We start from the raw sequence: 24,737 nt of genomic DNA on the forward strand, positions 1-24,737 counted from the left end.
TTTACAGCCTCTAATCAAATAAAGAGCTTATTTTTTCAAGTTGTAGAATGATTTCAATCCACGGTATTCAGCAACTTCACCAAGTTGATCTTCGATACGAAGCAATTGGTTGTATTTAGCGATACGGTCTGTACGTGAAAGTGAACCAGTCTTGATTTGTCCTGCGTTAGTTGCAACTGCGATGTCAGCAATTGTTGAATCTTCAGTTTCACCTGAACGGTGTGATACAACGGCAGTGTAACCAGCTTCTTTCGCCATTTCGATAGCGTCGAATGTTTCAGTAAGAGTACCGATTTGGTTAACTTTGATAAGGATTGAGTTAGCAGCACCTTCTGCAATACCTTTTTCAAGGTAAGAAGTGTTTGTTACGAAGAAGTCGTCACCAACCAATTGTACTTTACCACCAAGACGTTCAGTAAGAGCTTTCCAACCGTCCCAGTCGTTTTCGTCCATACCATCTTCGATAGTGATGATTGGGTATTTGTTTACCAATTCTTCAAGGTAGTCGATTTGTTCTGCAGCAGTACGTACAGCTGCTCCTTCACCTTCGAATTTAGTGTAGTCGTAAACTTTACGTTCTTTATCGTAGAATTCTGATGAAGCACAGTCAAATCCGATAAATACGTCTTTACCAGGAACATATCCAGCAGCTTCGATCGCAGCAAGGATAGTTTCAACACCGTCTTCAGTTCCTTCAAAACGAGGAGCGAATCCACCTTCATCACCTACGGCAGTTTCCAAACCACGTGATTTAAGGATTTTCTTAAGAGCGTGGAAGATTTCAGCACCCCAACGAAGAGCTTCTTTGAATGATGGTGCACCAGCAGGTACGATCATGAATTCTTGGAAAGCGATTGGAGCGTCAGAGTGAGAACCACCGTTGATGATGTTCATCATTGGAGTTGGAAGAACTTTAGTGTTGAATCCACCAAGGTAGCTGTAAAGTGGGATTTCAAGGTAGTCAGCAGCAGCACGAGCTACAGCGATAGACACACCAAGAATTGCGTTTGCACCCAATTTACCTTTGTTAGGAGTACCGTCAAGTGCGATCATAGCACGGTCGATAGCTTGTTGGTCACGTACATCGTAGCCGATGATTGCTTCAGCGATGATGTTGTTTACGTTGTCAACAGCTTTTTGTGTACCAAGACCACCGTAACGAGATTTGTCACCGTCGCGAAGTTCAACTGCTTCGTGTTCACCAGTAGAAGCTCCTGATGGAACCATACCACGTCCGAAAGCACCTGATTCAGTATAAACTTCTACTTCAAGTGTAGGGTTACCGCGTGAGTCTAGGACTTCGCGAGCGTAAACATCAGTAATAATTGACATTTTTTACTCTCCTTTGAGTTAAATTTTTTACACCTCTATGATACCTTAAAAATAAGCGTTTTTCAAGAAAAAACGTTATCTTTGTGCAAATTTTCCTTAACTTTATAAAGTAATCGCTTTCTTTTGTCTGTTTTCTTGCGATTTTTGTGATATACTGTTTTTATGACAGATTTATCAAAACAACTACTAGAAAAAGCTCATGGTGGGCCGAAATTAAACCCAGATGAACAACGCCGCTATCTCGGAACTTTTGAGGAAAGAGTTCTTGGCTACGCTGATATCAGTACTGCCAATAGTCCTGAATTAGAACATGGATTTTTCTCTATTTTAGAAAGCTTTCAAGAAAAGGTAGAGGCACTTTTTGTGAAGATCTCTCCAAATATAGAGTTTGACAAACAGGTCTTTTACTTAAAACAAGCAAAGGAAAGCAACTGTCAGGCGACTATTGTTTCAGATGATCATATCACCTCTCCTTTCGGTCTTGTCATTCATACAAATGAACCTGTTCAAGTAGACGAAAAGGACCTTAGACTTGCATTCTCAAGCCTCTGGGAAGAGAAAAAGGCAGAGCCACCTAAAAAATCCATCTGGAAGAAATGGTTTGGTTAATGATTTCTCATATTTAATAAACGACCAATATTAGTAGATGTGTGCTCCAAATAGAGACTTGCATTTTTCAAACTGTCTTCCAAAAGTTCACTTTTCTCTAAAATGGAAAAGGCTGCTTGTATATTTTCGAATGGTAGGGAAGGTAAATCCTCGGAAAGACTACCACAAATAGCGATAACTGGAACTCCTTCAGGAGTTCTTTTTGCTACACCAATAGGAGCTTTTCCAGCAAAGCTTTGACTGTCCAGTCTACCTTCTCCAACGATAACCAAGTCGGCCCCTGCAACTTTCTTGTCAAAGTCAATCAAATCTAAGCAAGTGTCAATACCAGATACGATACAGGCCTCAGCAAAGGCACAGAGCCCAGCCGCAATCCCACCACCAGCTCCCGCTCCCTTCAGAGACAGGGTTGATGGCGAGAATTTTTCATAAAACTCCTGTATAGCCAAATCTACTGTCTCAAACAAAGCAGGATCCAAGCCCTTTTGTTTTCCAAATGTATAGGTTGCCCCTTGATGACCACATAGAGGGCTCACAACATCTGCTAAAATGCGGATTTTCACATCTTCAGGAATCCTATACAACTTGCTATTTGAAACTGACTCGAACTCAAGCAAAGTCTGACCGCAAGCTGGCAATTCTTTTCCATTCTTGTCATAAAAACGATAACCCAGACCAGCAGCGATGCCTATTCCACCGTCATTACTAGCCGTACCACCAACTCCGATATAGATTTCTTTCATCCCTTGATCAATGAGATGGCGAATCAACTCTCCAATACCTTGAGTTTGGATGTGGAGAGGGTTTCGTTTCTCCTGCGGAATCTTTCCTAAACCAACCAAGTCAGCAACTTCAAAGAGCGCTATTTGGCCTTTTTGAAAGTAGCGCATGGATTCTTTTAGGCCAAAAGGTCCTGTCACCTCTTGCCATTTTTCTTCGAGTTCAAGAGAATGTCGAATAGCATCTTCAGTTCCTTCCCCACCATCACCTACAGGGCAAAGCAGACATTCTACATCTGCTATTGACCGTTCAAAACCCCTTTTTATAGCTTTGGCGACCTCTTCTGCCGTCAAACTTTCTTTAAAAGAATCGGGTGCAATTACAATTTTCATAGTTCCCTCTCATTCTAAGAAATCAATCAAAGGTAGAACTTCTAAAAGATCCCTCGTATCTATATGACAAGTTATCTCTGTTTTTACGATCTCCTTGGCACAAAAGGCTATACCGTGACCTGCTGACTTTAACATCAAGAGATCATTGGCACCATCACCGATGGCAATCGTTCTTTCTTTGGGCAGTTCTAATTCCTTTCTCAATCTCTCAAGAGTAGCTTTTTTTACTTGACCTGTCACAATTTCACCAACTAATTTACCTGTTAAAAAGTCGTCTTTGACTTCCAACTGGTTAGCGGAGAAATAGGAGATACCAAGGGATTCTGCTAATCTCTCAACTATTGGTGCAAATCCACCAGACACTAGACCGACTAGGATGCCCTTCTTTTGAAGTATGGAGATAAATTCTTGAGTATTCTTGGACAGATGAATGGATTTGAAGACAGTATCAAAGACCGAAACCGGAAGACCTTTTAACAAAGCTACCCTCGCTCGTAAACTTGTTTCAAAGTCCAGTTCACCTCGCATTGCCTGGCTTGTAATCTGCGATATTTCTTCTTCGCAACCTGCTTCTTTTCCTAAAAGATCAATCACTTCTTCTGCTATCAGGGTGCCGTCAACGTCCATGACACATAGGCCTTTTACTTGAGACATCAGTTCTCCTCTCTAATACTCAATGAAAATCAAAGAGCAAACTAGAAAACTAGCCGTAGGCTGTACTTGAGTACGACAAGGCGACGTTGACGCGGTTTGAATTTGATTTTCGAAGAGTATAAATAGCCCAAAAATCGTATGAAAGAATCATACGATTTTATCTATTAGTTGACTAAACTATGGTACAAGTCCAGGTAAGATTTGCAGGCTGTATCCCATGAGAAATCGCATTCCATAGCTTGTTTTTGTAGATTTCTCCAAACGTCCGGCTGGTACTTATAAACATCCAAGGCTGTTTGGAAACTCCAGTTAAGCCAGTAGGGTGTTAAATTATCAAAGCTAAATCCAGTACCAGTTCCTTCGATCGGATTGAAGGATTGAACCGTATCACGCAAGCCACCCACTTCATGAACCAATGGTAGAGTTCCATAGCGCATCGCCATCATTTGAGACAAACCACATGGTTCAAAACGACTTGGCATGAGGAAGAGATCACAAGCTGCGTAGATTTCTTGAGCAAGTTTGACGTCAAAAGTGATATTTGCTGATAGCTTGTCTGGATAGACTTGTGCAAACCAAGAGAAGGAATGTTCAAAAGCCGGGTCACCTGTTCCTAAAAGAACGATTTGAACGTCCTCTTGTAAGAAACGATGCAAGCTTTCTACAACGACATCAAAACCTTTTTGGCGTGTCAAACGAGAGACAATCCCAACTAGAGGAACATCTGCTCGCACAGGTAGACCAACTCTCTCTTGCAATTTTGCTTTGTTTTGTGCTTTTCCAGACAAATCTTCTTTATCAAAATGATAGTCTAAAAGAGCATCTGTCTCTGGATTATAGAGATCTGCGTCAATACCATTAACTATACCTGAAACCTTACCTGACTCCATCCGAAGAATCTGGTCCAAACCGCAACCAAACTGACTGGTCATAATCTCATGCGCATAACTAGGGGAAACGGTTGAGACACGATCCGCGTAGAGAATACCTGCTTTCATCCAGTTAAGGCAATCATTCCAGCGAAGGGTGCCATCAGCATAGCGTTCAAAGCCAACACCGAACAAATCCCATAACATCCCTTCAGAAAATTGACCTTGAAATTCCAAATTATGAATGGTTAAAACTGTTCTGATTCCTTGATAGGCTTGAATCCAGCTATACTTTTCCTTTAACAAGAAGGGAATCATGGCTGTGTGGTAATCATGAACATGGAGAAGTTCAGGGATAAAGCCGATGCGCTCCATGGCCTCAAGAGCAGCTAGTTGGAAAAAGGCAAAGCGTTCACCGTCGTCAAAATCACCATACACATGACCACGGAAGAAATAATACTGATTATCAATGAAGTAGAAGGTTACGCCATTCAAAACCGTCTTCTTAATACCACAGTACTGTCTACGCCATCCTACACTAACTTCAAAGTGGAGAACATCCTCGATCTGGTCACCGAACTTAGCTTCTACCATATCATAATAAGGCAAGAAAACTGCAACTTCGTGCCCCGCTTTTACAAGTGATTTGGGAAGTGCGCCAATGACATCGCCCAAACCACCTGTTTTTGAAAAGGGTGCTCCTTCTGCCGCTACAAATAAAATTTTCATGAATAAATGTCCTCTGTTACTGTTTCACCCTTCTTAACTACAACTGGATGTTCTGCTGTGCCTCGAATGACAACACCGTCCGCAACCTCAACTCCCTTGTCCAAGATAGCATATTCAACTTGGGCACCTTGTCCAATCACAACACGAGGGAACAGAACGCTGTTCTTCACAACACTATCTTTGTGAACATAAATGTTACGAGATAGGACTGACTGAACTACTTCACCCTCAATGATACTACCAGAAGCAAACTGAGAAGTACTTACTTTTGAAGTATTCGCATAGTAGGTTGGTTCTTCATTCTTAACTTTGGTATAAATCTTTTGATTTGGTGAGAAAAGAGAGTAGAATTTTTTAGATTCAAGCATATCAATATTTGCTTGATAATAGGACTGAACAGAATGAATGTTTGCTAAGTAACCTGTGTATTCGTAAGCAAAAGCCCCTTCTTTTACAGCCAAATCGCGAAGGACATAGCGCAACTTTTCAGGATATTCTTTCTGAGCTTCTTCTTCAAGTCGTTCAATCAACCAAGGAGTGTCCACAACAAAGATATCTGTAGACATGTTGAAGAGTTCATCCGTGGATTTGTTATCAAAGAGTTTGTGCGAACGAACATGGTCAGTTTCATCGATTTCCAAGATAGCATTCACATCTGAAATGTCTTTCTTTGGAAGTTTCTTATATACAACTGTGATCGGACCATTCGTTGTATTGTGTAGGTGGAAGACTTGATTCAAGTCAATATTCACCAGCACATCGCAGTTAATCGAAACGGTTTGGTTTGAACCTGAACGTCTCAAGTAGGTAAGAAGCTGTTGGTAATACTCTTTTCCAACTGTACTGCTTTCAACACGAGTATTGTAAATTCCTAGATAGTAGTGACTTAGAAGGGTTGACAAGCCCCACTCACGACCTGAACGGATATGGTCGAAAACTGAGCTGATATTATCTTGTTGGAAAATACCAAAGATACTACGAACACCTGCATTTGCAAGACTGGAAAGGGGGAAGTCAATCAAACGGTATTTCCCACCGAAAGGCAAGCTAGCTACCGGACGGTGTTCTGTTAACGTTGACATATCATGAAAACCAACTGTGTTTCCTAAAATGGCTGAATATTTATCAATCTTCATCTGTTGCTACCCCCACTACTTCATTGTATCCTACTACTTGTACTTCGTCAGTTCCGTCAATTTCTACGCCGTCAGCAATAATGGCACCCTCACCGATAATAGCACGAATAATCTTTGCTCCATGGCCAATAATAGCCCCACTCATGATAACAGAATCAACGACCTCAGCACCTTCACGTACTTGTGCTTCTGTTGAAAGAATCGAACGTTTAACCGTTCCATCTACAAAACATCCATCTACGACCAATGAATCTTCAACGTGTGCATGCGCACCAAAGTAGTTTGGTGGTGAGATCAAGTTTCTTGAGTAAATTTTCCACTGACGATTGCGGCTATCCAAAGCATTTTCTGGCGAAATGTACTCCATATTGGCTTCCCAAAGTGACTCAATCGTACCAACGTCTTTCCAGTAGCCATTAAATTCATAAGCATAGACACTTTCACCAGACTCGAGATAGTTAGGGATAACGTTCTTCCCAAAGTCTGACATATCCACATTGCTCTTTTCAGCAGCAACAAGCATATTGCGAAGTCGTTTCCAGTCAAAAATATAAATCCCCATCGAAGCCTTTGTAGACTTAGGTTGCGCAGGTTTTTCTTCGAATTCAACGATACGGTTATTGGCATCTGTATTCATGATACCGAAACGGCTAGCTTCTTTGAGAGGTACGTCTAGGACAGCTACTGTCAAACTGGCATTGTTATCCTTATGGGACTGAAGCATATCATCATAGTCCATCTTGTAGATGTGGTCACCAGAAAGAATCAAAACATACTCAGGATTAACACTGTCGATGTAGTCAATGTTTTGGTAGATAGCGTGACTAGTCCCTTCAAACCAACGGTTTCCTTCGCTGGCTGAATAAGGTTGTAAAATAGAGACACCTGAATTGATACCATCCAATCCCCAGCTAGAACCATTTCCGATATGGTTGTTCAAAGCGAGAGGTTGGTATTGCGTAATCACACCAACATTATGGATTCCAGAGTTTGCACAGTTGGAAAGAGCAAAGTCAATGATACGGTAGCGCCCACCGAATTGCACTGCCGGTTTGGCAATGCTTTGAGTGAGTTTTCCGAGACGTGTTCCTTGCCCACCCGCAAGGATCAAAGCTAGCATTTCATTCTTCATTTTCTACTCCTTTATAAAGTCATATGAACGTTAAAATCGAAAGAAGGTCGGAAGTCAAACTTTTTATAAAAATAATAGGAAATCCATTTCTCTTGTGTTTCAAGTCCAATACAAGTACATCCGTTTTTAAAATCTAAAAAATTGTAATCAACAGCTCATTATTCTTTTTTCTTAGCTGGTTTCAAACGACGCTTGATCTTCCAGACACTTGCTCCCATGGCAGGCAAGGTAAAGGTCAAAGTCTGCTCATAATCTTTCCATAAGCCTTCTTGAGTCTGAACTGTTTGATTGTGCTCTTTCCACACACCTCCCCATTCTTCTAATTCTGTATTCCAAACTTCTTCGTAAATACCTGCAACAGGTAAACCAATCGTAAAGTCCTTACGTTCAACTGGTGCCATGTTAAAGACACAGACTAACATTTCGTCCTTCTTGCCCTTACGAATAAAGGAAAGGACACTCTGATCTCTATTATCAGCATCGATAATCTCGATACCATCATAACTAGTATCAATTTCCCAAAGACAGCGATGCTCTTTATAGAATTGATTGAGTTGAGAAGTAAAATGCTTCATCTTGGCATTCATCGGATCTTCTAGATTAGACCATTCCAACTGCTCCTCAGACTTCCACTCGAGGAATTGCCCGTACTCACTACCCATGAACAAGAGTTTCTTACCTGGATGACAAATTTGATAGGTGTAGAGGTTGCGCAGACCTGCGAACTGATTGTAGCGATCGCCCCACATCTTGTGCATCATACTCTTCTTGCCATGAACCACTTCATCATGTGAGAAAGGTAGGAGATAGTTTTCATTGAAAACATACATAAAGCTGAAAGTCACAAGATTAAAGTCATACTTGCGATAAATCGGATCTTCCTCGTAGAAACGGAGAATGTCGTTCATCCAGCCCATATTCCATTTATAGTCAAATCCAAGGCCGCCCATTTCTTTCATGCCAGTAATCTTTGTTGCTGATGAACTTTCTTCTGCAATCATCATGATGTCTGGATGAGCTAACTTAATCACTGTGTTTAACCGTTGAAGGAAATAATAACCCTCGTAGTTAAGGTTTCCACCGTCTTTGTTTGGAGTCCAAGGAGCATTATCATAATCTAAATACAGCATATTGCTCACTGCATCGACCCGAATACCATCTAAGTGGTAAAAATCAATCCAAAATTTAATACTTGAAATCAAGAAAGACTGGACCTCATTTTTCCCGAGGTCAAAATTCAGCGCACCCCAACCATAGTTATGAGCCTTGTTGTGGTCTTGGTATTCAAAAGTTGGTGTACCGTCATAATATGCTAATGCATCATCATTAATAGTGAAATGACCCGGAACCCAGTCGACGATAACACCGATATTATTTATATGACACTCTTCAACGAAATCTTGGAATTCCTCAGGTGTACCATAGGAATGTTCAAAAGCAAAGTAACCCATAAGTTGATAGCCCCAGCTCAATCCAAGTGGGTGAGCCATTAAAGGCATGAACTCAATATGTGTATAGTTCATCTCAACTAAGTATGGAATCAACTCGTCTTTCAGTTGCGAAAAAGTATAGGGACTACCATCTGGATTTCTCTTCCAAGATCCTGCATGGGCTTCATATATATTAACTGGTCTCTCGAAAAATCCCAGACGTTTGCGACGTGCTAGCCAAAGGCCATCTTTCCATTTCTTTTCACGGATATTGGTCAAAACAGCTCCTGTACCCGGTCTAGCTTCAAAATAAACTGCCAACGGATCGATCTTCATAATCTGGTGACCATTTGCACGCGTGATATGATATTTATAAATCTGACCTTCCTGAGCTTGACTCGTAAAGACTTCCCAAACACCTGCTTCATTACGAACCATGGGAATCTGATTCTCAACCCAATCGGTAAAATCACCAACTAGATGAACTGCTTGTGCATTTGGGGCCCAAACCCTAAAGGTATAGCCTATTTCTCCGTTTTTCTCCTCTCTATGCGCTCCTAAATAATGCTGGAGGTGAAAGTTCTCACCTGTAGTAAAGGTTCTTAATGCTTCTTGATTATTCATTCAATCCCCTTTCTTTTGTAAGCGTTTTCTATAATTCTATTATACACTCTTTTAAGATAACTTTCAAGTAATTTACGAAGGAAATCATATTTTTTTATGAAAGTCTTCAAAAAATTACCTAGCATTTTAAAAAAGATATCCAGAAAATAGAACACGAAACAATTTCCATATATTTTTTTATTATAATACCAGAATATTCGTTTTTTATCAATTTTCTACTGTATTTTTTTAAAAAAATAAAACCAGGAAGTTATTTTCCTGATTTTATAAATTATCTCACATCAAAAACAATGGATTTAACATTTGTCATCGCTTCGATACTATATTTAATTCCTTGCACTCCTGCACCAGAACCTTTTACACCAAGGAATGGGAAATTATCTGGTCCACGTTGTGTTTTATTATTAATATGAACGGTACCAACTTCAAGTTTCTCAGCAATTTCAAATGCCTTCTTAAAGTCATTTGTAAAGACTGAAGATTGAAGACCGAATTCTGATTCATTAGCAATTTCAAGTGCTTCATTGGCATCTGCAACTCGAATAATTGGGAGAACAGGTCCAAATGGTTCTTCCCAGGCTAATTTCATGTCTCTTGTGACATAATCAAAAAGTCCTGGCCAAATGAGATTATTCTCACGTTTGATTGGGCTGAGCGCTTTAGCACCCTTTTCTTGAGCGTCTTCAATCAATCCCCAGATGAAATCAGCTGAAGCATTATCAATAACAGGTGTGATATCTGCATTGTCAAATGGATCACCGACCGTTAGCTTAGCAACTTCGGCTTGGAGCAATTCAGCCAATCTGTCTGCTACGCTTTCCACAACCAAAACACGTTTGATAGCAGTACAACGCTGACCAGAGTAGCTAAAAGCACCACCTACGATTTGCTTAGCTGCATTTTCTAAATCTGCATCTTCTAAAACAATTGCTGCATCTTTTCCACCAAGCTCCAGCATAATCGGGCGCATACCAGCTAAACGACCAATACGCTCCCCAATCGGTGTTGAACCTGTAAAGTTAATGAAGTTCACTTCCTTGTGTTCGATGATGTAGTCTCCGATCTCAGAACCACGTCCAGTGATGGTGTTAAAGACACCTGCTGGGATTCCTGCTTCGTCAAATGCTTTAGCCAGCAAGAGACCAGAAATAGATCCTTGTGTTGGTGGTTTGAACATAACGACATTTCCTGCAATCAAAGCCGGAGCAATCTTAGATCCAGAAAGGTTGACTGGATAGTTAAATGGTGCAATAGCTAGGACGACTCCAACTGGCTCACGACGGACAACGGCTAGTTTATTTTTACTTGCAGCTTCAAAACCCCCACCTTCCATAGCTTGTCCAGTGATACGGAGGCCTTCCTCAGCAGCAAAACGAATCAATTCTGCTGTACGTACTACTTCTCCAATGGCTGCTTTAATCCCTTTTGCAACCTCTTTGGCAAGAATGGTACCAATTTTTTCTTTATCACGTTCCAAAATGTCTGCTGTCTTATGCAAATAGGCTGCACGCTCAACGGGTGCTAAATCACGCCATGCTGGGAGAGCTGCACGCGCAGCTTTCATAGCCTCATCTACTTCAGCCTGACTCATAGCAGGTACTGTACCCAGCTTTTCTTGATTGATGGGAGAATAGATGGCAATTTCATTCTCTGATGATTTCCATTTTCCATTCACTAAATTCTGATAATGTGTCAAATTCTCTTCCTCCTGAAAATGATTAAAACTTATTTTATCAAATTTTCAGAAAATTACAACCCCTTTTTGGAAAATATTGATATTTTTTTCACAAACTTGATTCTTCAAATTATTTGAAATTTATTCCTATTAGATATTGGTTTTTCAATAAAATTCAAAAAAGGTCTAGAGTTAACTAAACCTTTTTGTGGCATTTACTATGAAAGTACCTTCAAGACTGCAACGCTGATATCATCAATCACATTAGACTCTTGAGAACGACTATTGGATACCAGCATTTCAAGATTTCCTGCATTTTCAAAGTAGAAGGAAGTTCCCTTGGCATTGAATACCACCAATAAGTGCTCTGCTTCACCATGAATCTCGTAAACAATCCACCCACTATTTTCAGCAGCTGTATGGACAAAGACATGACGATAAACTTCTTCATATGTAGGATAAGAGAAAGCACGTGTTTGTGTTTTTAGGCGAATAATCTGGCGAATAAAGTCAATGCTCTCTTGTCTCTCATTGATTAAATCCCAGTTGACCTGGTTGACACTATCTGGAGCATTGTAACTATTCATGGCACGTTCTCTATCTGCCGCAGTCAGCTCGCCATTTTCTCCAGTAGCAAGGAGTTTGGTGCGTCCAAATTCTTGACCTAGCTCTATAAAGGACATTCCTTGCATAAGAATGCTCATCGCTGTTGCTGTCTCAACCTGACGCATAATCTTATCTGAACTATGATCTGGGTGAAGGGTTGCTAACAAATCATGCAAGTTGTAATTATCATGGGCTTCCACGTAGTTAAGAACTTGGTTTGGACTAAGATATGAACCCAACTCTCGGCTACCAAGAATAGCTTTGGCTACAATCGGTTCTGTAGCTGCACCGCTAACAAATCCTGCCTTAATTGAGCCGTAAACTTCTCCTCCTTTGATGGCATCACGCTGATCGTCGTTGAAGAATCCAATATTTGGCATCTGGTAGGCATTATCCTTCTTGGCCTTGTCATAAGGTGCAAGACCGGTCCCCATATCCCAGCCTTCTCCATAGGTGATAATACGAGGATCAACTTCATCAAGTGCCCAACGAATTGCCTGCATGGTTTTAACATCATGAATTCCCATCAAGTCGAAACGGAAACCGTCAATATTGTATTCTTTCACCCAATAAAGGAGTGAGTCAATCATATACTTGCGGTACATTTCGTGTTCGCTTGCGGTTTCATTTCCAACACCTGTGCCGTTTTGGAAGGTTCCATCTGGATTCATACGATAGTAATAATCGGGAACAGTTGTTTGGAAAGGTGCATCAACCGTTGAGAAGGTATGGTTGTAAACGACATCCATAATGACACCGATTCCCGCATCATGATATGCTTGAATCATGGTTTTAAGGTCTCGAATAACCTGTCCAGGATCATCTAGATTGCTAGAGAAACTTGGTTCAGGAGCATTGTAGTTTTGAGGATCATAGCCCCAGTTATAGGTTACATTTCCATCCTCGTCATATTCCTTATGGCGATCAAAGATTGGTTGGAGCTGAACATAATTACAGCCGAGTTCTTTGATATAGTCAAATGCTGTTGCTTGACCATACTGGTTAACCGTTCCAGTATGGGCAGCCCCAAGGAAGGTTCCTCGAAGGTTTTCTGGAACTCCAGATGTCGGCGATTTTGTAAAATCACGAATGTGCATCTCACAAATAACGGCTTTACATGGGTTTTCCAAACGCCAAGGAGCATCTGTCCCATGTTTGACTTTAAATCCTTCTACCTGTCTATCTTGCTGAGATAGGATGACAGAACGTTTCCCGTCAGGACTTGTAGCGATAGTGTAAGGATCTCGTGTCAAAGTCTGGTGGTGCGGAAACTCAATCTGATACTGATAGGCTTTACCTGCAAGATTTTCATCCAGGTCTACACTCCAAACACCAATGGTATTGTACTTATGGCTGTATGAATAGCTATTCCCACGCTCGAGATTAAAGGTTTTCCAAATCGGCGCGTCGTTACTTGTATTTTCATAAACGACCACTTGGACTGCTGTAGCGGTTGGAGCCCAGAGTTTAAAGCTCGTCTGGTAGTCTGAGATACTGTAACCTAACTCTCCTTGGTATCCCCAATGATGATCAAAACTTTCACTGTGAAAAGCTTTATCAAAAGCAAACGGGTTTCGATCTTTATAGCAAGGACTTGCAATGGCTGGATTTTCAGAATAATAAACCGTCTCATCACCATCTAATATCCAAACCTCAGTCAACAGTGGATAATAGTTAAACCGTAGGAGATAGTCTTTTGTCTTTCCATCTATTTCGACAGAAAAGGTTAAAGTATCGAGTCTTTCTTCACTTGTGACTGTAAAGGAGAATTTTGCTCCAAAATAGTCATTTTCATAATACAAATTTTCTTTAACATCTGCTTGTTTTCTACTGAATGAACAAGCATCATAATCCCCATTCTTTCGGTGAAAATGGATGACTACAGGGTATCTATACATTTCTTTTCCTAATTTCTAATTTCAATTTAAATTTTTAAGTCATGCTGAAGAATTTAACGGGAATTTCAGCACAATAGAGAATAGCATTAATAGATATAAAAACACATCAGGAGAGATAATTTCAGACTATCTAACATCTAGTTTTTAACTATTCTTTACAAACTTTCTAGCCAAGCTTCATCTCGAACTTCAATACCAAGTTCCTGTGCTTTTTGGAGCTTGCTTCCTGCATCTGCTCCTGCTACGACAAGATTCGTTTTCTTGGATACACTGCCTGTGACTTTGGCACCGAGACTTTCGAGTTTACTTTTTGCTTCAGAGCGAGTGAGGCGTTCCAATTTCCCCGTTAGCACAACGGTCAAACCTGACAAGGCCGCATCTGCCACTACTGTCTGTCCTTTGTGGTCCAGATTGACTCCAGCTTCTTTCAACTCGTCTAAGAGAATCTTTGATCCTTCTGTAGCAAAATAAGTCTGAAGACTTTGTGCAATCACACTACCCAAGCTCTCGATACTTGCTACTTCCTCAGGATCAGCTTGGGCTAGATTTTTAATAGAATGGAAATGTTGGAGCAAGAGCTGGCTAGCCTTGCTTCCGACATGGCGAATTCCCAGACCAAACAAGAGCTTTTCAGCAGAGTTTTCCTTGGATGCTTGAATTGCCTGATATAGTTTAGAAGCAGACTTTTCCTTGACGCCCTCTAAAAGAAGGAAATCGTCTTCTTTCAAATGGTAAATATCTGCCACATCCTTAACCAGATTAGCAGCAAAAAGCTTTTCAACGATAGATGGACCAAGTCCTGTAATATTCATGGCATCTCGAGAGGCAAAGTGAATCAAGCCTTCCATGATTTGGGCAGGGCAGCGAGGATTGATACAACGAAGAGCCACTTCATCTTCAAAATGAAGCAACTGACTGTCACAGCTCGGACAGTTAGTCGGAATATCTAGTTTTTCTTCAGAAACACGTTTAGACTCTACCACACGCAGAACAGCAGGGATGATATCTCCAGCCTTATAAACGATAACCGTATCATCTTTGCGGATATCCTTTTCAGCGATATAATCTACATTATGCAAGGTTGCACGGCTAACAGTTGTCCCAGCAAGCTGAACAGGTGTTAGATTGGCAGTCGGAGTCACAACACCCGTCCGACCTACTGTCCAGTCAACTGAAAGGAGCTGGGCTTCTTTTTCTTCAGCGGGAAATTTATAAGCTACTGCCCACTTGGGTGCTTTAACGGTAAAGCCGAGTTCTTCTTGACCTGCTAAGTCATTGACCTTGATGACCACCCCATCGATATCGTAAGGAAGTTTCTCCCGTTCTTGTCCTACTTCTTGGATGAAATCCCATATCTCATCTATACTTTTAGCCAATATTCGTTTAGGATTAACTACAAAACCAAGCTGTTCAAGATGCTCCAAGACTTTTTCTTGACTATCACGAGTAGAAGGGCTGGCTTCTTGATAGAGGAAAGTCGCAAGATTGCGTTTGGCCACTACTGCTGTATCCAACTGACGCAAGGTGCCTGCAGCTGCGTTACGAGGATTAGCAAATTCAGGCTCCCCATTTTCTTGGCGGGCTTGGTTGACTTGATCAAACGAAGCGCGTGGCATATAACACTCTCCACGAACAGTGATATCAAGTTCTTCTGGCAAGGTCAAAGGAATGTCCTTGACACGCTTGAGGTTCTCTGTGATATTTTCACCAACAGAACCATCCCCACGTGTCGCACCGACAACCAAAATCCCCTTTTCATACGTAAGTGAGATAGACAAACCATCGATTTTCAGCTCGCAAATATAGGTCGGATGGGGTAATTCCTTTCGCACACGCGCATCAAAAGCTTCTAACTCTTCACGTGAAAAAGCATCCTGCAAACTATAAAGAGGATACTGATGACTGTATTTTTCAAAACCATCTAAAACCTTACCACCAACACGATGGGTCGGACTGTCCGCTAAAACTTGATCCGGATAGGCGGCTTCCAATTCGACCAACTCTCGGTAGAGGCGATCATACTCACTATCTGAAACCGAGGGATTGTCACTCGTATAGTACTCGGTCGCATAGCGGTTAAGTAAGGCAACTAACTCATTCATTCTCTCATTCATAATCCCATTTTACCACAAAGCAAGCCCTCCTCACAATAGAGAAGGACTGAAAAATGGTTTGTAGTGTAATATTTTCTAAAAAAGAGAAATTATAACTCTTTTTTAAAATGACTTCGCACATAAACGAGGGAAAAACAAGACAGGACAATAACCCCGCTTCCAATTATCAGAAAAGAAGAGAGATGGACACTTGGTAGCACCGTCATAAAGCCTTTTGCAATCGGCATAAATAGGATGGCTAAGGTAAAAATGGTGCTTAGTACTCTTCCCAAGTATTCCCCCTCAACCTTGGTTTGTACCTGAGTAAAAAAGTGAATATTAAAAATCGTCATAAACAGTTCACAAACTAAATTTCCAGAAAAGGAAAGAAAAGCTGGTAGTGGTAATCCCATCATAAAAACTCCAACTCCAGTCAAGGCCAATAAAATCAAAAGATTATAAACACTTGCCTTTATTTTACTAGCTAGAAGAGCTCCGATAATCGAACCAATAGCGCCCATAGTCAAAATAGTTGCATAAGCTCCTTCTACCCCGTATAGTCGATTTGAAAAAGGGAGGAGAAATTCAAAAGCTGCAAAAAAGAAATTAACACTGGAAGCTACTACCAAAAGGAAAAAGATCTCTTGCTGGCGCCAAATATAGCGAATCCCTTCTTTCATATCAGCAAAAATATTTTTCCAGCTGAAAGTCTTTTTCTCTTGTTCCTGAGTCTCTTTTTGGGGGAGAAAAGCTACTAAAGTAAATGCGATGAAAAAGCTAATGGCATCTAAAACAAGCGTCATATGGAGACTGGCAAATTGTAAAACGATGAAAGAAAGTACAGGGGAGCTAACACCGACAACCTGCAAAACGAGCTCTAAGCGAGCATTGTAGGTCACAATTTCGTCTTTCTCTACAACCTCAGTTATAATGGCTTTGTTGGCTGTACGAGAAAATGCAAAGGCAACCGCCTGAACAATATTTGCGAGGATCAGAGCAGCAATCATCAAGCTATCATTTCTGATGAAAGAAATAGCTAAGCAAAGAACGCCACAAATCAAGTCCGTCGTCATCAAAATTTTGCGACGCGAAAAGCGGTCTGAAATCACTCCGCCAAAGGGATTGACTAGAATTGATGTAACCAACTCAGAAATTTGATAAAGCCCAAGAACAGTCTGCCCTATCGTCCCCATTGATGCTAACCAAACACTGTTTCCATAATCATAGAGCATATTCCCTATCTTATTAATAGCCCCACGACTAATCAACTGGATTGCATGTCGATTCATATAAAAAGCTCCTCTCAAATTTTGAAACTATTGTATCAAAACTGAAAGGAGTCTCTTTATTTTTCCCTTATTTGGGAAATTTAAGCATTTACAAATTTTTCATAATGTTCCTGATAGTAAGCCACTTGCTCTGGAAGTCCAAGTACATCAAAAATATGCATGGCTTCCTGCATCTGACAACAACCTTCTTCTTTCAAGTCTCTCTGGTAGAGGGCAAAACCTTTGAGATAATGGAAGATATTGCGCTCATAAAGCTTGATACCATTTCCAATCAACTTCTCCACATAGGCCTCAAAATAGTCCGCATTCGCAAAAGAACGGTTCTCCAAACAATGCTGGTAACAGTTAAGAGCTAAAATCAAAACGAGTTTACGATGCCGACCAATTTCCTTGTAGTAGTCTTCCCTCTCCATCACTTCTCTGCCAATCCGAGCTACATAGTCCACATTATAGAAAGTATAGAGGTTACCGAAAAGAATCAACTCATACATAGTCCATTCTTCTGTTTGAAAAAGATAATCTGCTACCTTTTCCAAATCACTCTGACTCATCCTGTAATGAGCATCTCTTTGACAAATCAGACCTTGTAGCAGAATCCAATTCAGCTCAAAATAGAGGGGATTGGTCGAACTCTTTGCTTTCTCAAGCTGTTCCTTTTGAAGCTTTTGAAAACCTGCAATATCATTTGAGTAGTAAAGCGGAATAATCTGTGCCATCAAGGCAACATGTTCATGATTTTGAAAATCTCTAGCCTTGTCCATGAAATTTTCAATAGTCACATGAATATTGTCCAAAATCTCAAAGAAACGAGAAACTGCTAGATCAGACTCCCCAAGCTCGAAGCGAGATAATTGAGAGGTTGAACATGATTCTCCTGCCGCCTCTTTCAAGGAGTACTTCCCACTTGTTCGAAATTCACGAAATACCTTTCCAAGATGTTCCATTTCTTATACCTGCTCCGATAATTCTTCCCACTCAAGCATAGCTTCTTCCTGACGATGGCTGATTTTATCCAGTTCAGCCTGCAAATCCATGAGCTTTTCAGCATCGTTGGTTTCCAGCATTTGTTCAGAAATGGCTTGACTTTGAGTTTCTAACTCTTCGATTTCAGCTTCTAGATTTTCGATTTGTCGCATGAGTTTGCGAACTTCTTTTTGACTTTCTTTCTGAGCTTGGTAGTCATTAGCTGAACTTGCTTCTTTTGCTTGATTACTCATTGAAGCTTCCTCTGTCTGGCTGACTTCTATTTCAGCCTTTTTATCAACATAGTAGTCATAATCTCCAAGGTAGAGGGTTGAACCACTCTCAGACAATTCCAGTACATGAGTGGCTACACGATTGATAAAGTAACGGTCGTGGCTAACAAAAAGAAGGGTTCCATCAAAATCAATCAGAGCATTTTCTAACACTTCCTTGCTATCAATATCCAAGTGGTTGGTCGGCTCGTCCAAAATCAAGAAGTTATTGTTTTCCATTGAAAGTTTGGCAAGCAACAAACGGGCTTTCTCGCCACCTGACAGCATCCCTACAGACTTTTTAACATCATCTCCTGAGAAAAGGAAGGCACCAAGACGGTTGCGGATTTCAACTTCTGGTGTCAGTTTAAAATCATTCCAAAGTTCATCCAGAACCGTATTACTTGGTGTTAGCTTGCTTTGAGTCTGATCATAGTAACCAACATCCACATTAGCGCCAAAACGCCTCTCTCCCTTGATAAAAGGGATCTGGTCTACTATTGACTTGATAAAGGTTGATTTGCCAATACCATTTGGTCCGACAATCGCAACAGCATTCATCTTACGAAGGTCTAGGTTGATAGGTTCTGAGAGTATTTCCCCATCATAACCAATAGACGCATTTTCAACGGTCAAAACGACATTTCCTGACGTTTTTTCAGACTGGAAGGTCATATTGGCTGATTTCTTGCCAACTTCAGGCTTGTCCAAACGCTCCATTTTTTCTAGTTGTTTACGGCGAGATTGAGCACGTTTGGTTGTTGAAGCTCGGACTAGATTGCGATTGACAAAGTCTTCTAGAGCCGCGATTTCCTTCTGTTGCTTTTCATAGTTTTTTGCCTCAGTAGCTAGCTTTTGCTCCTTTAACTCAACAAAACGAGAATAATTGCCCGCATAACGATCCAAGGAATGCTTAGTCAAATCCAGTGTAACCGTCGCAACCTTGTCCAAAAAGTAACGGTCGTGACTGACAATAATGAGGGCGCCGCTATAGTTCACCAAGTAATTCTCTAGCCAGGCTATGGTTTCGATATCCAAGTGGTTGGTTGGCTCGTCCAAGACCAAGAGATTGGGCTTTTCAAGAAGCATTTTAGCCAGTGCCAGACGGGTATTTTGACCACCCGAAAGCTCGGCAATTTTCATCTGCCACATAGACTCGTCAAACTTGAATCCATTCAAAATCGCTCGAATATCAGCTTCGTAAGTAAAGCCACCATCCTGGCGGAAATTCTCTGATAAACGATCATAATCCGCCATCAGTTTATCTAGATCTTCACCAGACTTTTCACCCATCTCCAACTCCATCTGACGCAGTTGTTTATCTGTCCGACGCAAGTCATCAAAGACGTGAAGCATTTCATCGTAGATGGTATTTTCAGACTCAAAACGGCTATCTTGGGCTAGGTAAGAGAGAGAAATATCTTTTTTCTTATTGATTTCTCCACTAGTTGGCTCCTCTTCCCCAACCAAAATCTTTAAAAGAGTAGACTTACCTGCACCATTTTTCCCAACAAGAGCAATCCTGTCTCGTTCATCAACTTGCAGGTTGATATTATCAAAAAGAACCTCTCCTGCAAAAGAACGTTCAATTTTATTAGCTTGTAGAATAATCATATCTCTATTTTACTATCTTTTTCTCTTTTGCACAATTGCAATGAAAAAAGTTCGAGTCATAAACTCGAACCTTTCATCTTAGTATCCAATGCCTCCACGGAATGTGCGAGCCATATCTTTCAATTCATAGTTTTTAGAAGAGGTATCGATGGTCCATTTTCCATCTTTCTTAGTCATTTTAATTTCATAACCCTCTTTCTTCATGTTATCACTAGTGTCTAGAGGAGTTGAATCAAATTGACTTGGTGCATTTTCTAAAATGTATTTTTCACCAGCTTTCATAGCTTCAGAGTAGTTGCTATATTTACCTTTGTTTTCTTCGTAGAATTTACGGCTCAATTCATAAACATTCAAGTTATCCAAGTCGATTGTTTCTGGTCTAACATAAACAACAGCATAGTCTGGCAAGTATGTCTTCACCTTGTAATCAACTTTTGCTCTCTTAGCATTTGCTTTGATGTAAGCATCTGCGAATGTTCTAAGTTCTGAATCAGACGGTTTGTAGTTATAGAAGCCTTTTCCGAACGATTCTGTAAATTTCTTGATAAACTCTTCTTTATCAGCTTTCGCATCGTTTGTGAATTCAGCACTATTATCAGAAGATTTTTTATCATCAGCAAGCGCAACAACTTGTGACTTATTATCAGTAGCACTTAGGTTCGTTCCACCACCAGAACTTTCCCCATTAAGGTAAACAGCATCGACATATTTTTTCATTACATCTTTCGCTTCATCAATATTGTCTTCATACTGACTTGGATCCACCTTGATTGCTACATCGTTATTCTTTTTAGAATTTTCTTTGATGTCATCGTAAAAGCTAGGTGCAAAGTGAAGTTCATACTTAGCATTCTTATCGACTTCATACACTACGTAACCAGCAACGCTCTTTCCTTTAGAAAGACTGTCACCATATGACATAAATTTCGTTTTACTGTCGCTTTCATAAACTTGAATTGGTTGTAATTTTTCATCCTTTTCATTGTATAGCGTGATATCTTGGCTAGTAAAACTAAACTGTTTATCACGATTGTTCTTGATTTCGACTTGAAGTGCAAGGTAGCTTGAAGATGAATCTTCATCTTTAGGCAATACAAACATACCGTCTTTTACTGAAACTTCAAAGTTTGAGTTCGAGGCAGTACCATTGTCGCTTGCTTTTTTGGAAGCTCCACAGGCAACCAGTGCTAAAGCTGATAAAAGCAAAGCAGAATGCTTAAGAATTTTTTTCATAATGGATTCTCCTTTAATGATTTACTATATTTTACCATACGTAGAATAAAAATCAAAACAGAAACCAGAATTTTTCAAAATATCTTAAATTTATAGAGTTTTAACTTAAATTTTTCTATCTGTTCATTTGATACATTAAAGGATTCTTTATAAAAAGAATAGAATATAACAATATTTTTGATTTTTTTCTTCAACAAACCTACAAAATGAATTATAAACTTTCATGTTATAAAGTATCTAATAATTAATTTTCATCCCTAACTTAGTATAAGTAAGCACAGTCCCCACCATTTTCCCGCTAAAGTACAAAAGTTAATTTCCTACATTTTAAGTTATGCTAACGTTTTACTAAAATGTCAAATCGTGATATAATGAAAGCGATTAAAGCAAATAAACAAAGGAGACACTCTATGACTTACCAAGAAAATTATCAAAAATGGGTCGATTTTGCTGACCTTCCAGACTACCTTCGTCAAGACTTAATCAATATGGACGAAAAAACAAAGGAAGACGCCTTTTATACCAATCTTGAATTTGGTACTGCAGGTATGCGTGGCTTGATTGGTGCTGGTACAAACCGCATCAACATCTACGTTGTTCGCCAAGCAACTGAGGGTTTGGCTCGTTTGATTGAGTCAAAAGATGGAAATGAAAAAGAACGTGGTGTGGCGATTGCCTATGATAGCCGTCACTTCTCACCTGAGTTTGCCTTTGAATCTGCTGCAGTTCTTGCTAAACACGGTATCAAATCTTACGTATTTGAAAGCCTCCGTCCAACTCCAGAACTCTCATTTGCAGTTCGTCACCTCAACTGTTTTGCAGGTATCATGATTACTGCCAGTCACAACCCTGCTCCATTTAACGGTTACAAGGTTTATGGTGAAGACGGTGGACAAATGCCTCCACATGATGCAGATGCTTTGACAACTTACATTCGTGCAATCGAAAATCCATTCGCTGTGGAAGTTGCCGATGTAGAAGCGGAAAAAGCTTCTGGCTTGATTGAAGTTATCGGCGAAGCTGTTGATGCAGAATACCTTAAAGAAGTTAAAGACGTAAACATCAACCCAGCCTTGATCGAAGAATTCGGTAAAGACATGAAGATTGTCTACACACCACTTCATGGTACGGGTGAAATGTTGGCTCGTCGTGCTCTTGCTCAAGCAGGATTTGACTCTGTTCAAGTTGTTGAAGCACAAGCAACTGCTGATCCTGACTTCTCAACTGTAAAATCTCCAAACCCAGAAAGCCAAGCAGCCTTCGCCCTTGCTGAAGAACTTGGTCGTCAAGTTGGTGCAGATGTGCTTGTTGCAACTGACCCTGACGCTGACCGTGTTGGTGTTGAAGTTCTTCAAAAAGATGGTAGCTACCTTAACCTTTCAGGTAACCAAATCGGTGCTATCATGGCTAAATACATCTTGGAAGCCCACAAAAATGCTGGAACTCTTCCTGAAAATGCAGCTCTCTGCAAATCCATCGTATCAACTGACTTGGTAACGAAGATTGCTGAAAGCTACGGCGCAACCATGTTCAACGTTTTGACAGGTTTCAAATTTATCGCAGAGAAAATCCAAGAATTTGAAGAAAAACACAATCACACTTACATGATGGGATTTGAAGAAAGCTTCGGTTACTTGATTAAACCATTCGTACGTGATAAAGACGCCATCCAAGCCGTTCTTGTCGTTGCTGAGCTTGCTGCCTACTACCGTTCACGTGGTTTGACACTTGCTGACGGTATCGAAGAAATCTACAAAGAATACGGCTACTACGCTGAAAAGACTATCTCTGTTACCCTTTCTGGTGTTGATGGTGCAGAACAAATCAAGGAAATCATGGCTAAGTTCCGTAACAATGCTCCAAAAGAATGGAATGCAACAGCTATCACTGTCGTAGAAGACTTCAAGGCTCAAACTGCTACTGCTGCTGATGGTACTGTTACAAACTTGACAACTCCTCCAAGTGATGTGTTGAAATATACACTTGCTGACGGTTCATGGATTGCAGTTCGCCCTTCAGGTACAGAACCAAAAATCAAGTTCTACATTGCTGTTGTGGGTGAAAGCAATGAAGATTCACAAGCTAAGATTGCCAACATCGAAGCTGAAATCAATGCTTTTGTTAAATAAGAAACTATAAAAGATGAGACCAACCAATCTCATCTTTTTTTCGTATCAAATCTAAGCATTTTTAGAAACTTTATGGCATACTAGACTTATCAATGAAAGCGAGGTAATCTCATGGAACAATTTTTAGAAAACATCAAAGACCTTGAAGTCACTACAGTTGCGCGTGCACAAGAAGCTCTTGATAAAAAAGAAACTGCAATCTTCTTTATTGGTCGCAAAACTTGCCCTTACTGCCGTAAATTTGCAGGCACATTGGCAGGTGTCGTAGCTGAAACCAAAGCTCACATCTACTTCATCAACAGTGAAGAACCAAGCCAACTCAATGAATTGCAAGAATTCCGCTCACATTATGGAATTCCAACCGTACCAGGATTTGTTCACATTGCAGATGGCCAAATCAATGTCCGTTGCGACTCTTCCATGTCCACACAAGAAATCAAGGAATTTGCTGGATTGTAAAAAAACCACTCATCGAGTGGTTTTTTTTATGGTCTAAATTATTTTTTTCAAGCAAGTCTTGTATCATTCTATGCAGTTCTTCTATCTTTTCAGATTGTTTCTCTAGTAATATTCTTTGACTCCGTAATTCGTCTTGGAGGTTATCAAGTTTTATCTGCTCATCTGGATTATCCTTTACAAGAAAGTTTGTCAAGGCACTCGTTAACATCCCTATTGTGCCAATACCAACAAGCATTAGTAAAACAGCTAACCACTTTCCAAAAATCGACGCAGGAACAATATCTCCATAACCAACAGTCGTTACAGTCACAAGCGCCCACCAAAGACTATCTGAGAATGATTTTTCTTCAACAACAGATAAAATTGAACTACCTACCAGTACAATAAAGGAATTGAGATAGAAAATATAAAGTAAGCCATTTGTTCGTAAGAGTTTTCCAACCTTTTTTTCCAACTTGCCAGTCAATCCAACGACTCTTAAAAGACGAGTTAGTTTCAGTAATTTTGTCAGCCTTGTTAAGCGGAAGATACGCCCTAAGCGAAATACTGTAAAAATAGCATTCAAAGGAAGGATAGCTAGCAAATCGAAGATATTTTCAAGTATAAATCTCCATTTTTCTTTACTTGAAAAAAACCGCCAACCATAATCCACCGCAAAGATAAACCAAAGTAGTAAGTCAATAATACTATAGGGTGGATTATCCAAATCAATCATCTCAGCAAATCCAAGCAAAACAAGGACAACGGATATCAATGCAAGAATGATAATCGTTGTGTCATAGTAATCCTTTAATAACCATTTTCTCTTCACACTACTACTCCTTTAGTTATTTTTATCATTATACCACACTAAAACCCTGATAAAGTACAAAACAAAAG

Annotated in this window: 18 protein-coding genes; 3 read left to right on the forward strand and 15 right to left on the reverse strand. The window is 40.2% G+C overall.

What is annotated here, in order from left to right; translation table 11 throughout:
* Positions 1 to 27: 27 nt before the first annotated feature.
* A complete protein-coding gene (gene eno / locus D8844_RS03220) occupies positions 28 to 1,332 on the reverse strand; it encodes a surface-displayed alpha-enolase (RefSeq protein WP_000022821.1) in 1,305 nt (434 codons plus the stop codon).
* A gap of 162 nt (positions 1,333 to 1,494) precedes the next feature.
* On the opposite strand from eno, the gene D8844_RS03225 reads away from it, so the two are divergent.
* Positions 1,495 to 1,941: a YueI family protein gene (locus D8844_RS03225; RefSeq protein WP_049500679.1), complete on the forward strand. Its 447-nt coding sequence runs from the start codon at positions 1,495 to 1,497 to the stop codon at positions 1,939 to 1,941.
* On the opposite strand, the gene D8844_RS03230 is transcribed toward D8844_RS03225, so the two are convergent.
* From D8844_RS03230 to D8844_RS03290, 13 genes are all read right to left on the reverse strand, one after another.
* Positions 1,938 to 3,053, reverse strand: coding sequence for a glycerate kinase (locus tag D8844_RS03230; RefSeq protein WP_070567425.1), 1,116 nt, complete (start codon positions 3,051 to 3,053; stop codon positions 1,938 to 1,940). The genes D8844_RS03225 and D8844_RS03230 overlap by 4 nt on opposite strands.
* 9 nt (positions 3,054 to 3,062) lie before the next feature.
* Positions 3,063 to 3,707 (reverse strand): phosphoserine phosphatase SerB, encoded by a 645-nt coding sequence (gene serB, locus D8844_RS03235; RefSeq protein WP_125421849.1) that lies wholly within the window; start codon positions 3,705 to 3,707, stop codon positions 3,063 to 3,065.
* A gap of 164 nt (positions 3,708 to 3,871) precedes the next feature.
* On the reverse strand, positions 3,872 to 5,305 hold the full coding sequence (gene glgA / locus D8844_RS03240; protein ID WP_125421852.1) for a glycogen synthase GlgA: 1,434 nt from the start codon (positions 5,303 to 5,305) through the stop codon (positions 3,872 to 3,874).
* A complete protein-coding gene (gene glgD / locus D8844_RS03245; RefSeq protein WP_084918360.1) occupies positions 5,302 to 6,441 on the reverse strand; it encodes a glucose-1-phosphate adenylyltransferase subunit GlgD in 1,140 nt (379 codons plus the stop codon). Before glgD ends, glgA begins: the two co-directional genes overlap by 4 nt.
* Positions 6,431 to 7,573 carry a glucose-1-phosphate adenylyltransferase gene (locus D8844_RS03250; protein WP_125421855.1) on the reverse strand — a complete coding sequence of 381 codons (1,143 nt, stop codon included), beginning with the start codon at positions 7,571 to 7,573 and terminating at the stop codon, positions 6,431 to 6,433. The genes glgD and D8844_RS03250 overlap by 11 nt, the downstream gene beginning before the upstream one ends.
* Before the next feature lie 158 nt (positions 7,574 to 7,731).
* Positions 7,732 to 9,627 carry a 1,4-alpha-glucan branching protein GlgB gene (gene glgB / locus D8844_RS03255; protein ID WP_125421858.1) on the reverse strand — a complete coding sequence of 632 codons (1,896 nt, stop codon included), beginning with the start codon at positions 9,625 to 9,627 and terminating at the stop codon, positions 7,732 to 7,734.
* A 271-nt stretch (positions 9,628 to 9,898) separates the two neighbouring features.
* Positions 9,899 to 11,323 (reverse strand): NADP-dependent glyceraldehyde-3-phosphate dehydrogenase, encoded by a 1,425-nt coding sequence (locus tag D8844_RS03260; RefSeq protein ID WP_033629729.1) that lies wholly within the window; start codon positions 11,321 to 11,323, stop codon positions 9,899 to 9,901.
* A 197-nt stretch (positions 11,324 to 11,520) separates the two neighbouring features.
* Complete coding sequence (gene pulA / locus D8844_RS03265) at positions 11,521 to 13,806, reverse strand: type I pullulanase (RefSeq protein ID WP_125421861.1); 2,286 nt, start codon at positions 13,804 to 13,806, stop codon at positions 11,521 to 11,523.
* Between the two features lie 155 nt (positions 13,807 to 13,961).
* Positions 13,962 to 15,920 carry an NAD-dependent DNA ligase LigA gene (gene ligA, locus D8844_RS03270; protein ID WP_125421864.1) on the reverse strand — a complete coding sequence of 653 codons (1,959 nt, stop codon included), beginning with the start codon at positions 15,918 to 15,920 and terminating at the stop codon, positions 13,962 to 13,964.
* Between the two features lie 89 nt (positions 15,921 to 16,009).
* Complete coding sequence (locus D8844_RS03275) at positions 16,010 to 17,188, reverse strand: MFS transporter (protein WP_125421867.1); 1,179 nt, start codon at positions 17,186 to 17,188, stop codon at positions 16,010 to 16,012.
* Positions 17,189 to 17,268: 80 nt separating this feature from the next.
* Positions 17,269 to 18,132, reverse strand: a complete 864-nt coding sequence (locus D8844_RS03280) for an Rgg family transcriptional regulator (RefSeq protein ID WP_125421870.1) — start codon at positions 18,130 to 18,132, stop codon at positions 17,269 to 17,271.
* A 3-nt stretch (positions 18,133 to 18,135) separates the two neighbouring features.
* Positions 18,136 to 20,037 carry a ribosomal protection-like ABC-F family protein gene (abc-f, locus tag D8844_RS03285; protein WP_125421872.1) on the reverse strand — a complete coding sequence of 634 codons (1,902 nt, stop codon included), beginning with the start codon at positions 20,035 to 20,037 and terminating at the stop codon, positions 18,136 to 18,138.
* 78 nt (positions 20,038 to 20,115) lie between these two features.
* Complete coding sequence (locus D8844_RS03290; RefSeq protein ID WP_070535336.1) at positions 20,116 to 21,270, reverse strand: DUF4352 domain-containing protein; 1,155 nt, start codon at positions 21,268 to 21,270, stop codon at positions 20,116 to 20,118.
* Positions 21,271 to 21,680: 410 nt separating this feature from the next.
* Here D8844_RS03290 and D8844_RS03295 point away from each other — a divergent pair, with 410 nt between their 5' ends.
* Together D8844_RS03295 and D8844_RS03300 are read left to right on the forward strand one after the other, a co-directional pair.
* Complete coding sequence (locus tag D8844_RS03295; RefSeq protein WP_125421875.1) at positions 21,681 to 23,399, forward strand: phospho-sugar mutase; 1,719 nt, start codon at positions 21,681 to 21,683, stop codon at positions 23,397 to 23,399.
* A 111-nt stretch (positions 23,400 to 23,510) separates the two neighbouring features.
* Entirely contained in the window at positions 23,511 to 23,858 is a 348-nt protein-coding gene (locus tag D8844_RS03300; protein ID WP_125421877.1) for a DUF6568 family protein, read from the forward strand.
* Here D8844_RS03300 and D8844_RS03305 read toward each other — a convergent pair.
* A complete protein-coding gene (locus D8844_RS03305; protein ID WP_260467543.1) occupies positions 23,836 to 24,669 on the reverse strand; it encodes a potassium channel family protein in 834 nt (277 codons plus the stop codon). The genes D8844_RS03300 and D8844_RS03305 overlap by 23 nt on opposite strands.
* Positions 24,670 to 24,737: the final 68 nt, after the last annotated feature.

This window comes from Streptococcus oralis (genome assembly GCF_003942875.1).
Taxonomy (GTDB): Bacteria; Bacillota; Bacilli; order Lactobacillales; family Streptococcaceae; genus Streptococcus; species Streptococcus oralis_BX.

What these genes read in the sequence shown, in the direction of transcription:
- D8844_RS03295 (WP_125421875.1), top strand. Translation starts at nt 21,681, where the DNA reads ATGACTTACCAAGAAAATTATCAAAAATGGGTCGATTTTGCTGACCTT.
- D8844_RS03230 (WP_070567425.1), bottom strand. Translation starts at nt 3,053, where the DNA reads ATGAAAATTGTAATTGCACCCGATTCTTTTAAAGAAAGTTTGACGGCA.
- pulA (WP_125421861.1), bottom strand. Translation starts at nt 13,806, where the DNA reads ATGTATAGATACCCTGTAGTCATCCATTTTCACCGAAAGAATGGGGAT.
- D8844_RS03300 (WP_125421877.1), top strand. Translation starts at nt 23,511, where the DNA reads ATGGAACAATTTTTAGAAAACATCAAAGACCTTGAAGTCACTACAGTT.
- D8844_RS03250 (WP_125421855.1), bottom strand. Translation starts at nt 7,573, where the DNA reads ATGAAGAATGAAATGCTAGCTTTGATCCTTGCGGGTGGGCAAGGAACA.
- serB (WP_125421849.1), bottom strand. Translation starts at nt 3,707, where the DNA reads ATGTCTCAAGTAAAAGGCCTATGTGTCATGGACGTTGACGGCACCCTG.
- glgA (WP_125421852.1), bottom strand. Translation starts at nt 5,305, where the DNA reads ATGAAAATTTTATTTGTAGCGGCAGAAGGAGCACCCTTTTCAAAAACA.
- ligA (WP_125421864.1), bottom strand. Translation starts at nt 15,920, where the DNA reads ATGAATGAGAGAATGAATGAGTTAGTTGCCTTACTTAACCGCTATGCG.
- D8844_RS03225 (WP_049500679.1), top strand. Translation starts at nt 1,495, where the DNA reads ATGACAGATTTATCAAAACAACTACTAGAAAAAGCTCATGGTGGGCCG.
- abc-f (WP_125421872.1), bottom strand. Translation starts at nt 20,037, where the DNA reads ATGATTATTCTACAAGCTAATAAAATTGAACGTTCTTTTGCAGGAGAG.
- D8844_RS03275 (WP_125421867.1), bottom strand. Translation starts at nt 17,188, where the DNA reads ATGAATCGACATGCAATCCAGTTGATTAGTCGTGGGGCTATTAATAAG.
- eno (WP_000022821.1), bottom strand. Translation starts at nt 1,332, where the DNA reads ATGTCAATTATTACTGATGTTTACGCTCGCGAAGTCCTAGACTCACGC.
- glgB (WP_125421858.1), bottom strand. Translation starts at nt 9,627, where the DNA reads ATGAATAATCAAGAAGCATTAAGAACCTTTACTACAGGTGAGAACTTT.
- glgD (WP_084918360.1), bottom strand. Translation starts at nt 6,441, where the DNA reads ATGAAGATTGATAAATATTCAGCCATTTTAGGAAACACAGTTGGTTTT.
- D8844_RS03280 (WP_125421870.1), bottom strand. Translation starts at nt 18,132, where the DNA reads ATGGAACATCTTGGAAAGGTATTTCGTGAATTTCGAACAAGTGGGAAG.
- D8844_RS03290 (WP_070535336.1), bottom strand. Translation starts at nt 21,270, where the DNA reads ATGAAAAAAATTCTTAAGCATTCTGCTTTGCTTTTATCAGCTTTAGCA.